Here is a 12012-nt window from a genome sequence, read left to right as displayed (position 1 = left end):
GACTTCGGTCTGATCGTCGGTGGCATCTACGAGGACGGGATCGACTTCTCGCTGGCCTCGGGGGCGAGCGCCTGCTTCGAGCTGACCTCGCCGACGACCCTGCCGGTGCTGGCCGGTGCCAACCGCGCGGTGGTCGACCCGCAAGTGGAGATCCCCGGCTTCGGGGTCTGTTCCCAATAGCCCGCCCCGGCTCGCTTTGGCGAGGCAAGGATGCCTCGAGGCGGACAGCGTGGGCGAAGTGGTGAGACGTCTTCCCTGACTGAGGGTTTTCGAATGCAGCAACTGCGGCCAGCGCCCTCGGCGAGCATGCCCGAGGTGCCCTTCTTCATCGTCGGATCGCCGAGATCGGGGACCACCCTGCTGGTGCAGATCCTCAACCGGCATTCCCGACTCTTCGTACCCCCGGAGACGGAATTCTTCTACCTGCTGGATCGTTACGGTTTCGCGGGGCGCCCCTTCGGCGCGAAGCAGGCCGAGCGGTTCCTGGATCTCTATCTGGCCAGTCGTCCCGTCTCCATGCTCGGGCTGGGCGGCCTGGCGGAATTGCGGGCACGCCTATTGATGGGCGCGCTGAGCTACAGGGACGTCTTCACCCGACTGATGGGCCTGCTTGCGGAGCCGACCGGAAAGCCGCGCTGGGGCGAAAAGACACCGCACCACCTTCACACCGCAGATGCCATCCTCGACGACTTTCCCGAGGCGCACATGATTGCGCTCGTGCGCGATGGGCGCGCGGTCACGCGCAGTCGCCTGCAGAAGCAGAACTGGGAGCAAAACCTCTTTGGTGCGGCGAGCCTGTGGCGCCGCGACAGTCTGCGCTTGAGGCGGCTGATGCAGCGCCATCCGGGGCGCCTTGTGCTGCTGCGCTATGAGGATCTGGTCGCCGATCCGGCGCTTGCGGTGAGGCGCGTCTGCGAGGCGATCGGCGAGGTGTTCGAGCCGCGCATGCTCGATCCCGTGGACGCCGTCGAGCCGAGGTTCGGCGCCTACTACAGCCAGTCGTGGATGGCCAAGTCAACGGGGGCCATCGATCCGAGCCGCACCCAGACCTGGCGCGATGCCTTCTCGCCCAAAGAGCTGTCCGTCATCGAGCACATTCAAGCACCCGAGCTCATCTTCTGGGGCTACCCAGTGGAGCGATCGCCTGTGTCCGGTTGGCGCGCGCTCCTCATGCGCGAGCAGCTCCTCCATCAAGCCTATCGCATCAAGCGTCGGCTGAGTCTGATGGCCTCGACGGCCTCAGGGCGCTTTTGGAGACGGTGTGAGACGGCTGGCTGACAAGGCGCCGAAGGTCCTTCGGCGGTGCGCGCGCTCTGGACGCGGGCAGGGGCGGTTGCCCATCTGGGAGCGGCAGCCTTCTCGCCGCGCCAGCAATCAGTCGCCGGACGCCATTTTTTGATTGGAAGCATGAAGAATCGGGGAGCAATGGGAATGAAAGGTATCTCGGGAAGATTGAGCCTGATCGGCAGCCAGCTTTGCCTCGTCGCTGGGCTTCTGCTCGGTCCTTCGCCATTCGAGGTCGTCAGCGCTCAGGCGCTGGATGCCTGCGGCGCGCCGGCCTATGACAGCAGTTTGGACAATGGAATCTTCCTATGGGAGACCGACTGTGGCCAGGCGACCCGGGGCTTCGAGCTGAGGGCGCTCGCCGGTGGAGCGACCTCGACCTTGAGCTTCTCCGGGCTCGTCGAGTCGAGCGAGGCGCTCCTCGGGGCAGCCCCGAATTCCTTGGAGCCCAACGACAGGCTCGATCTCGCACAAGGCGATCTCAGGCTGGAATACCAGCTCAATGTCAGCAGTCCCTGGCTCGACGGCCTGAGCTTCTCCGCTCCGCAGACCGCCAGCCTCTGCTTCGGGGCCGACTTGCCCGCCGGGACCGAGGTTCACGTCGGTCCGGATGCGACCCCGGTGAGCGCCCCCTTCGACCTGACGACCTTCGAGTCCTGTGCCATCGAGCAGCCCGTCACCTGCGGGACGCCGGAATACGACGAAGCGACAGATACGGGGCTCTTTCTCTGGGAGACCAACTGCGGCGGCTCCAGCCGCGCATTTGCCGTGCGGGCACTGGGCGGGGGTGGTGGCAGTCCAGTGGTCTACGACGGCTATGTCGAGTCCAGCGTCGCCTTCGGCTCCGCGAGCGGCACGTCGCTCGAGCCGGACGATGTGCTCGAGCTGACGGATGCCAACCAAAGGCTCAGCTACCGGCTGACCGTGACGACGCCCTGGCTCGACGGCTTCAGCTTCACCGCGCCGGGCGACGCCGAGCTTTGCTTCGGCCGGGGCATGCCAGCCGGGACTCAGGTGACCGTCGGCTATGCCGGCACGGTCGTCGCGACGCCCTTCGATCTGACCACGCTCGAATCCTGCGCCCAGCCGCAGCCCATCATCTGCGGGGCTCCCGGCTATGATAGCGCGACAGACAGCGGGCTCTATCTCTGGGAAGACAACTGCGGCGGTCAAACGCGGTCCTTCACGGTTAGGGCCTTGGCCGGCGGCAGCAGTGGGACACTGACCTATGAGGGCAGTCTCGACGCGGGTGCGGCCTTGCTGGATGTCACGGGCTTCTCCCTAGAGGCGAACGACAGCTTGGATCTGGTCGCGGGAGGCACGGGACTCGACTACCTGCTGAACGTCACCAGCCCCTGGTATGACGGCTTCAGCTTCACCGCGCCGAGCGATACCAGTCTGTGCTTCGGCTTGGATCTGCCGGAAGGCACGCAGGTGCGTGTCGGCCGCGACGCGACCCAGGTGACGGCGCCCTTCGATCTCCTGACCCTCGCAGCCTGCGGAGGCTCGACACCGCCGCCGAGCGAGGCGTTGAACTTCGTCGTCATCGTCACGGACGATCAGCGCTGGGACAGCCTCTGGAGCACCCCGAGCATCCAGTCGCTTGCCTCCCAGGGCACGCGCTTCTCCAACGCCTTCGTCTCCTATCCCGTCTGCGGACCGGTGCGGGCGAGCATGCTGGCGGGTGGCTATCGTGCCTCGAATACGGGAATGATCAGCAATAACCAGACGATCGCGCCGCTTGCCGATTACAACGATGGCAATTCATTGGCGGTGAAGCTTCAGCAGGCCGGGTACGACACCATGTACGTCGGCAAGTACCACAATGGTTATCCGGCCATGAAGACCTATGTGCCGCCAGGCTGGTCGCACTGGATGGCGAACAACCAGGGCGTGACCCTGCCGTGGTACGACTTTACGGTGACGGAAGGCAGCAGCACAGATCAACCGTCCCAGGGGACCATCGTCGGGCCGATCTCTCAGCACGTCACCGAGTTCCATCGTGATGAGATCCTGTCCTTCCTGGACAACGTCGGCAGCGATCCCTTCTTCGTCTTCTGGGCGGCCTATGCCCCGCACGCGCCCGCCACCCCCATCCCTGGCGACGAGGGCCTTTTCTGGGACTACGAGTATCGCGACCGGGCCTATGGCGAGACGGATCTGAGCGACAAGCCGAGCTGGGTGACGGATCCGAATCGCTTCCTGCCCGAGAAGAATCCCAACGACGAGTTCCATCGCGATCAGCTGAGATCGCTACAGGGCCTCGATCGCGGGGTTCAGGACATCGTCGACCGAGTGAATGCGCTCGGCATGGCGGACCGGACGGTCTTCTTCATCTTTTCGGACAACGGCTACCTCTGGGGCGAGCACGGCCTTTCCGGAAAGGGGATGGCCTATGAAGAGGCGGTCCGCGTGCCCTTCGCGGTCTTCGGCGCCGGCATCGACAGCGGCACGGATGATCGTCTGATCCTGGCGGACCTGGACCTAGGTCCGACGATCCTGGACATGGCAGGTATCGCGAGCGGAGGCTCGGATGGCAGCAGCTTGCTTCCCTTGCTCAGCGGGCAAAGCCCCGCGTGGCGGGACAGCATGCTGTTCGAGAGCTGGGGGAATGGCGCTTCGGGTCCTTATTGCACCTGGGCGGCGCTCAGGACCGAGCGTTGGAAGTACATCCTTCAAGCCAATGGCGAGGAAGAGCTCTATGACCTGACGACGGATCCCTTCGAGCAAGAGAGCCTGCATCTCGACCCGGCTTTCGAGACTATCCGAGCCGATCTGTCCGATGAGCTCAACTCCCAAAAGGCCCTGGCGATGACCGTTCTCTGGGCGCCGCCCGGCACCGTCGGCTCCCCCTACGCGCTGCAGCTGGGGGCCTGGGGCGGGAGCGGCAGCTACCAATGGGTGATCGAAAGCGGCGAGCTGCCCGCCGGCTTGAGCCTGAGCACCGCCACCGGGCTCATCAGCGGCACCCCGAGCACGGCGGGGACCCACAACGTCGTCATCAGCGTGGTCGACGGCACCACGGGATCCCATTCCGGGCTCCCGCGGCGTCATCGGAATCAGTATCAGTTCAGGATCCAGTAGGGTCAGGGCCAGACGGCCCCCGAGCTGAGGGGCAAGAGCGTGGGGCGGCCGGCTGGGCCGCCCCTTTTTGTTGCGAAAGCCCCCCTCTAGGCGCGGCAGCAGGCGCACCAGGGGTAGCTGTAGCCAGTTTCAAGATGGCGCCCCGTCGGAGTCATGCGCGAGCGGGCAGGCTTGGCTGTCAATCTGCGTCGCCGGATCCTGCACATGAGGGCAGCATTCCGAGGCGTGCGGATCGCGCTATTTTCGTCTCGCCCCAGTCAGGCGCTATAATCGAGGCCCAGCTTCGGTTCTCTCCTAGGGTCTCTCAGCGACAAGGCCCTGGCTCGCCGATTCCAGCAATGCGCAGGCTGGCGTAACGCGCTCGGTTAGAAGCGGCTTCAATCCTTCATGCCTGACAGTCTCCACGACCCGGTTCCGCTTGGACTCCTGCCGCCGCTGACCGGATTGGTCGCACTCTACGGCCCTGAGATCTCCTGGGCCGCCCGCATCGCCTGCGACGAGGTCAACGCCGCCGGCGGGGTGCTGGGCCGGCCGCTTTCACTGGTGATCGAAGACGACGGCAGCCTCCCCGAGACCGCCGTCCCCGCGGCGCAGCGCCTGCTCGATCAGCACGGCTGCGTGGCCCTGGTCGGCAACCTGCTGTCGAGCTCGCGCATCGCGGTCGCCAGCCAGGTGGCCGAGCCGCGGCGGGTCCCCTATCTGAACTTCTCCTTCTACGAAGGCAGCATCGCCAACCGCTACTTCTTCAATTTCGCGGCCCTGCCCAATCAGCAGATCGACCACATGATCCCCTATCTGGCCGAGCTGGCTGGCCCCAAGATGTTCTTCGCGGGCAGCAACTACGAGTGGCCGCGTGGGTCCATCGATGCCGCGAAGCGCGCGCTGCTCCGGATCGGCGGCGAAGTGGTGGGCGAGGAGTATCTGCCGATCGGCAGCGATCAGATCGACGATCTGTTGAGCCGTGTCCGCATGTCCGGGGCGAACGTCTTCGTGCCTTACTTCGCGGGTGAGGATCAGATCAATCTGCTCAGTCGTTTCACGGAGCTCGGTCTCAAGCGGCAGATGGCGGTCGTCATGGGCCACTATGACGAGGCGATGGCGGCCTGTCTGGCGCCTGAGGTCCGCGAGGGGCTCTATTCCAGCAACACCTACTTCATGTCCGTGGATACGCCGGCCAACCGGCGTTACCTCGAGGCCTTGGCCGAGCTGCCGGAGGTCGAGGGGCTGCACCCCGAAGGGAACGGCGTGCTGACCAATTTTGGCGAGGGCGCCTATCTGTGCGTCCACGCATTCGCCCAGGCGGTGAGCCAGGCACAGTCGCTCGAGGTCGAGGCGCTGATTCCGGCCTTGGAGCGCGTCGAGATCAATGGTCCACAGGGGCGGGTTCGCATGGACCCAGCGACGCATCATGCCCATGTCCACAATCACCTGGCGCAATGCGGCTTCGACGGGACCTTTGCCATCGTCGAGTCTTTCGGCAGCTACCCCCCGCACATCCCCCGCCGCTACCGCCGCGGCGAGTCGGCGTCGGCAAGCCTGGAAGAGGCTCGTGCGATGCCAGGTGGGGCGGATGCCTCCGGACGACTCAATGTTGCGGTCGTCGCCGTCGATGGGGCAGGCCGCATCGAGTATGTCAATCGGGCCTTGCGTCGGCTGTGGGGCCTCGACCTCAGCGCGTCGCTGGCCGGTGCCCCTGTCGGCCGGCTATGGGACCCGAGCGAAGACCTCTCGCGGATCGAGGCCGAGCTGGCGCGCCGACCCGAGTGGCATGGGACTCTGACCGCGAGGTATGGCGACGGCCGGCGCCACCGGCTGATGGTGGTGGCCGAGCCCACCTTCCAGGCCGACGACACGGGCGGCGGCTACACCCTTGCGTGCCTCGATCCCCAAGAGATCCCCGCGCAGCAGCGGATCGGCACCCACCAGATCCTGGCGATGGTCGATGTGGCGGTGTTGGCGATGCATGCGGACGGCGTCATCACCGAGGCCAATCGCCGCGCCGCCGAGATGTTCGGATATGGCGACGAGGAGCTGATCGGGCTGCCGCTGAGCGAGCTGGTGCCGCCGGAGTACCGTCAGCGCCACATCGACCATGTGCGCGCCTTCTTCGACGGCGAGCAGAGCGAGCGCCTCATGGGCGCGCGACCCGAGCTCAGCGCTTACCGCAAGGACGGCTCGCCCTTTCCCGTCGAGATCTCCATCTCGAAGCTGGACGTTGGCGGCGACTGGGCCGTCGTGGCGACGGTGCGCGACATCACAGACCGAAAAGCCAGCGAGGAAGCCTTGGTTTGGCGCGCTTCGCACGACGCCCTCACCGGACTGGCCAACCGCTCCCTCATCCTCGAGCGGCTGGCCCAGGCCCTGCGGCGCTCGGGCCAGCGTGCGCATGGCGTGGCGCTGCTCTTCATCGACCTCGACGGCTTCAAGCTGATCAATGACACCCATGGCCACAGCAAGGGCGATGAGCTGCTGAAGGCGATCGCACAGCGCCTGGTCGAGCATGTGCGCCCGGGCGACACGGTTGCGCGGCTCGGCGGCGACGAGTTCGTGATCCTCTGCGACCAAGTGGAGAGCCCGGCCAGCATCGCGAGTCTGGCCGACCGTCTCAACGACCTCCTGCGCAAGCCGGTCGAGCTCGACGGCGACCGGCTGTTCGCCGCCGCCAGCATCGGCGTTGCGACGGGGCATGGGTCGACGCACGGTGCCGAGGATCTGCTGCGCAATGCCGATGCCGCCATGTACGAAGCCAAGGAGCGCGGGCGCGACGGTTGGCGCTTCTTCAGCGAGGAGATCCACGAGCAGGCGCGCAAACGGCTCGACATCACCAACGGGCTGCGCCAGGCGATCGAGCGCGACGAGCTGCAAGTGCGCTTTCAGCCCATCCTCTGCGCCAAGACGCGCCTGATCCGCGGGGCGGAGCTGCTGCTGCGCTGGGTGACGCCGGACGGCGAGATCCCGCCGTCCTACTTCGTTCCCATCGCCGAGCTCAGCGGATCCATCGTGCCCATCGGCAAATGGGTCTTTCGCGAGGCCTGCCGGGCCGAGGTCGGTTGGCGTGCGCGTTTCGGCGAGCAGGCGCCCTATGTGAGCGTCAACGTCTCCGCGCGGCAGCTCAACGACGAGTCGCTGGTCGAGAGCTTTTGCGCAATCATCGAGGAGACCGGCGCCCGGCCCGAGCGCATTCTGCTCGAGCTGACCGAGACATCGCTCATGAGCGACGTCCATTCCAACCTGAGCACCCTGCGCGAGCTCGCCGAGCTCGGCATGCTGGTGGCGGTCGACGACTTCGGCACGGGCTATTCCTCGCTGGCGCAACTGCTGCGCCTGCCGGTCAGGACGCTCAAGATCGACCGCGAATTCGTCGACGGACTCGACAAGCGCAGCGACAGCCGCGCGATCGTCTCGGCCGTGTGCAGTCTGGCCCGCTCTCTGGCGCTGAAGGTCATCGGCGAGGGCGTCGAGAACGCGCGCCAGCTCGACTATCTGCGCGACCTCGGCTGCGACGCCGTGCAGGGCTACTATTTCTACCGCCCTATGACCCCGGAGGCCTTTCTCGACGCCCTGATCGACGAGGACGATGGCACGCGGCCCAGTATGCCTGAAGACCTCCATGCCGTGCTCTATGTCAGCCGGGCGGTGCGCCCCCTGAGCGCATCCGAGCTGCGAGCCCTGCTCGACGCTTCGCGGAGCGCCAACTGCGCGCAGGGCATCACCGGCTATCTGCTCTACTGCGACGGTGTCTTCATGCAGATGATCGAGGGCAGCCGTCCGCGGGTCGAGCGGCTCATGGACCGCATCCGCCGAGACGCACGGCACGAGGAGGTGCGCGTCATCTACGAGGGCGCCATTTCGCGGCGCACCTTCTACGATTGGTGCATGGGCTTCCACGACCTCATGCACCTGGACCTGGACGTCCTGCCTGGCGCGTCTTGTGCGTGTGGCACGAGTCTGATGGACCTGGCGCACAACCCGCGACTCTGTCTCGGCCTCATTACAGCCTTCGCAGGACGCTGAAGCACTTGGAGCGACCGGATACTTCGATGACGGTGAAGCCTTGCGGCGTCTGGAAGCGCGAGCAGCAGCCCGTGGATAGGGCGCATTGACCGACCAATCCGATCGCTCCCGCACGGGAGGGATGACGGGCTCCAGACGCCTGCTCGAGCTGCTGGAGACCGAGCGTTTTCGCGCCGTCTTCGAGCGCTTCAAAGAGGATCGCTATCCCGCCAAGCACTTCGTCTCGCGGCCTGATTCACGACGGGACAGGGTCTTCATCGTGATCGAGGGTCAGGCGCGCGTCTTCCTCGGTTTCGGCGACAAGGAGCTCACCCTGACCTTTCTCGCGCCGGGCGACATCTACAGCACCCATACCCGAGCCTTCGTCCAAACGACGCGCGAGAGTCGGTTCTTGAGCGTCGATACAGCACTGGTCGGGCGGACCCTGCTCCGGTACCCCGAGGTGACCTCGGCGATGATCGGGGTCTTGGGCAACGTGCTCCGCGGCTCGATCGAGATCATCGAAGATCTTGCCTTCCGCGATGTACAGGAGCGCTTGATGCGCTTCCTGCTCAATGTCGCCAAGCGCTCGGGCCGACGATTGCCTGACGGCTCCATCAGCGTCCATCTGGATCTCGGTACCGAGGACATCGCCTGTTTGCTGGGAACCTCACGCCAGACGGTGTCCGCCTTCATCACGCGGATGGTCAACCAGGGTGTGCTTCGGCGCCAGGGGCGTCGTCGCCTGCTGATCCGCGACCTCCGCGCACTCGAGCCCCCAGGCTAAGACGCGTCAAGCGTGGAAAGCCCGATTGGCTTAGCGTTTCCTGGTCCCGCGTTGCACTCTAAGGAGCTGCCCATGTCTTGTTTCCCGATGCGGGTCTCTGGTGACGCAGCTCCAGCTGCGTCACCCGCGAGACGAAGCTCCGCTTCGCGCGTTTGTGGGTAAGCGCTGCTTTCGGCCTGGTGCTGGGGGCCGGGAGTGTCGGCCTCCAGGCCGACACCTGTTGACGTGGACGTCAGAACTCCCAGGGGGCCTTGGTCATCAGCCGGGCCGGTAGGGTGGACGAGCGAGAGCGAAGTCCACCGAATCCCGCGCAGCCGTTGGTGGACTGCGCTGCACTCGCTCACCCTACGGGAGACAACTGGCCGAAACGATGATCAAGGCCCTCCCAGCGTGCCCTGCTCCTGGAAAATTCGATGGAACGGCGTATCAGCGTTATGGCTACCACCCTGGACCGGTGAGGCGCCGCTCAGGACTGAATCGGGCGAATTGTCGGCTCGCTGACAGATTGCCGCTTCCCGCGCTGCTACCATCGGACCATCTTAGACAATTTCCAAGGTATCCAGCCATGACAGGACTTGCGAAAAAGGTCGATCGTTACATCACCTTCGAGGGCATCGACTGCGAGGAGCGCGTGCGCCAGATCGTCGCCCACATCCGTAGCTGCATCGGGGATATCTCCGAGCCCTCGCCGCTGCATGACTACTTCGCGGTCAAGCTCGACGAGATCCAGGGGCGCGGCCAGGACGAGCTGTATTTCATCGGGAGTCAGGTCAACCCATTGCGCGAGCTCTTCGACCATCACGGCGACGACGCCGCGCTGGACCTGCTCGAGCAGATCGAGGAAGAGTGCTGCTGAGGTGATCTGATCCGGGCGGCACGCGATCGTTATCGCGGTGACCACAGCTCCGGAGGGAGCGCCTTTGGGCGCCTCTCGACATCACGGCCTCGATCGTCAGGGGGGCAAGGGTGGGCGAGCGCGAGCGAAGTCCACCGAATCCCGCGCCTTTCCTGGACTGGGCTGCGCTCGTTCACCGTACAGCGGGAGGCTGGGCCAAGCGATGATGGGCGCCAGGATGCGGGGCCGGGCCGCGTCAATCCTCATTCGAGCAACCGCCAGGTATCAAGCCAGCGCATCCAGGGGGCTCTGCACCCCCTTGCCGCCGCGGTTCAGCACATGCGTATAGATCATGGTGGTCGACACATCCGCGTGCCCGAGAAGCTCCTGAACCGTGCGGATGTCGTATCCCGCCTGAAGCACATGGGTTGCGAAGCTGTGACGCAGCGTGTGCGTCCCGACGCGCTTCGTGATCCCGGCCTCCCGGGCCGCGCGATTCACGGCCTTCTGCAGCGCCGACTCATGCAGATGGTGTCGCCGTACCGCCCCGCTGCGCGGATCCCTGGCGAGCCGTCCGCTCGGAAAGACATACTGCCAACGCCAATCCTTGGCCGCATTCGGATACTTGCGTGCCAAGGCATCGGGTAGGTAGACCTCGCCATATCCGTCCGCAAGATCGCTCTCATGCTGCTCCCGCACACGCGCGAGATGCGCGCTCAGCGTACCTTGAGCGCGCTCCGGCAGCGGAACGACGCGATCCTTATTCCCCTTGGCGTTGCGGACTAGTATTTGTCCGTATCCAAAATCGACGTCCTGTACCCGCAAACGCACGCACTCCATCAGTCGCATGCCGGTGCCATATAGCATCGACGCCATCAGCCGATGGACTCCGTCGAGATGGCCCAACAGCGCAGTCACCTCGGCGTGTGTCAGCACTGTCGGCAACCGTCGAGGACGTTTCGCCCGAGCGAATGCGCCGAAGTCGAGATCCTCGCGCCCAAGCACCTCACGATAGAGAAAGACCAGGGCGTTGAGTGCAAGGTTCTGGGTGCTCGCCGATACGCGCCGCTCGACCGCCAGATGCTCCAGAAAGCGGCCAACCTCCAGCGGACCCAGATCCGCTGGGGAGCGATCTTCGCTGAACGCGATATAGCGAGCGATCCAATGGAGGTAGGTCTGCTCGGTGCGTATCGCCATCCCGCGCACACGGATCGCCTTGATGACGCGGTCCAGCAAGGCCGAGTGCGTCTCGCGGATCCGTGCCAAGCCGTCGGTCCGTGCATCGGCGGCGCCGCGACTCGGCTCCGCTTGGCCCTCCTCGTAATCCCGAGCGACGGTCGCGTGGCCAGGCTCAAGCCGACGCGCCGATGCGCGCCACTGCGACCAGTCGACCTGGCTCAGCCAACCGACGCCCGCGAGCTCGAACAGAATCCGTATAGCATCCACAGCCTGGCGAAACTGCCAGTCCTTCAGCTGCGTGTCCCGGCCAAGCTCGGCCAGATAGTTGTCCACGTCAGCAGGGCTTTGCTCCGCGAGCTTCCGGTCCGGAAAGGCCGCGATGTACTGTTCAGCACGTCTCACCATCCAGCGGTCGAACGGCGGCTTAACTCCTGATTTATGAACCTTTTCGACGTACCTGTGCCAGAAAGATCGGACCTTGTCTCGATGGCTTGACGAGTCGTTTCCCATGACCTAGGCTCGGGCTGTGTATACAGGACAGGCCGCGAACGCCGCGGCATGCTGGCATGATCGCTCAGCGCAGTGTACACGCAGCATAGACATGCTAGGTGGAATCTGTCTAGTACAACAATTAGAGAATCCGTCTAATTCAATAATCAGTGATTCTGTCTAATCAACTGTTGAACTAATCCGCTCCGCGGGGCTTTGCAGGAGCTCATCACTCACCCGCGACTGACAGCGCTTCCACGCATCGTCGTCCACACTCGCCATGACCCAATCGGGGTCGTTGCCAGAGGACCGGACGATGACAGCGTTGCGTCAACGCATGATCGTGGCCATGCAGATGCAT

The 12012-nt window shown here is 65.0% G+C and carries 7 protein-coding genes; 6 read left to right on the top strand and 1 reads right to left on the bottom strand.

Annotated elements, in window-relative coordinates:
* The 6 genes from G3446_RS24035 to cowN form a co-directional block, all read left to right on the top strand.
* The coding region (locus G3446_RS24035) for a hypothetical protein (RefSeq protein WP_164456103.1) at positions 1 to 180 on the top strand (180 nt) is incomplete at its 5' end.
* Positions 181 to 273: 93 nt separating this feature from the next.
* Positions 274 to 1278 (top strand): sulfotransferase family protein, encoded by a 1005-nt coding sequence (locus tag G3446_RS24030; protein WP_164456100.1) that lies wholly within the window; start codon positions 274 to 276, stop codon positions 1276 to 1278.
* 153 nt (positions 1279 to 1431) lie between these two features.
* Positions 1432 to 4368: an alkaline phosphatase family protein gene (locus G3446_RS24025; RefSeq protein ID WP_164456098.1), complete on the top strand. Its 2937-nt coding sequence runs from the start codon at positions 1432 to 1434 to the stop codon at positions 4366 to 4368.
* Positions 4369 to 4755: 387 nt separating this feature from the next.
* Positions 4756 to 8382 carry an ABC transporter substrate-binding protein gene (locus tag G3446_RS24020; RefSeq protein WP_164456096.1) on the top strand — a complete coding sequence of 1209 codons (3627 nt, stop codon included), beginning with the start codon at positions 4756 to 4758 and terminating at the stop codon, positions 8380 to 8382.
* An 85-nt stretch (positions 8383 to 8467) separates the two neighbouring features.
* Positions 8468 to 9148: a Crp/Fnr family transcriptional regulator gene (locus G3446_RS24015; RefSeq protein ID WP_164456094.1), complete on the top strand. Its 681-nt coding sequence runs from the start codon at positions 8468 to 8470 to the stop codon at positions 9146 to 9148.
* Between the two features lie 565 nt (positions 9149 to 9713).
* Positions 9714 to 10004, top strand: a complete 291-nt coding sequence (cowN, locus tag G3446_RS24010) for a N(2)-fixation sustaining protein CowN (RefSeq protein ID WP_164456092.1) — start codon at positions 9714 to 9716, stop codon at positions 10002 to 10004.
* A 264-nt stretch (positions 10005 to 10268) separates the two neighbouring features.
* Here the strand turns inward: cowN and G3446_RS28400 are convergent, their stop codons facing one another.
* Positions 10269 to 11567: an integron integrase gene (locus tag G3446_RS28400; protein ID WP_280818886.1), complete on the bottom strand. Its 1299-nt coding sequence runs from the start codon at positions 11565 to 11567 to the stop codon at positions 10269 to 10271.
* Positions 11568 to 12012: the final 445 nt, after the last annotated feature.

Origin of the sequence: Thiorhodococcus minor (assembly GCF_010820565.1) — a bacterium.
Lineage (GTDB): Bacteria > Pseudomonadota > Gammaproteobacteria > Chromatiales > Chromatiaceae > Thiorhodococcus > Thiorhodococcus minor.
This window is presented reverse-complemented; position numbering and strand designations above follow the sequence as displayed.

Bases quoted from the DNA above. Each gene is read 5' to 3' on its own strand.
- G3446_RS24030 (WP_164456100.1), top strand. From the start codon at position 274: ATGCAGCAACTGCGGCCAGCGCCCTCGGCGAGCATGCCCGAGGTGCCC.
- G3446_RS24025 (WP_164456098.1), top strand. From the start codon at position 1,432: ATGAAAGGTATCTCGGGAAGATTGAGCCTGATCGGCAGCCAGCTTTGC.
- G3446_RS24020 (WP_164456096.1), top strand. From the start codon at position 4,756: ATGCCTGACAGTCTCCACGACCCGGTTCCGCTTGGACTCCTGCCGCCG.
- cowN (WP_164456092.1), top strand. From the start codon at position 9,714: ATGACAGGACTTGCGAAAAAGGTCGATCGTTACATCACCTTCGAGGGC.
- G3446_RS28400 (WP_280818886.1), bottom strand. From the start codon at position 11,567: ATGGTGAGACGTGCTGAACAGTACATCGCGGCCTTTCCGGACCGGAAG.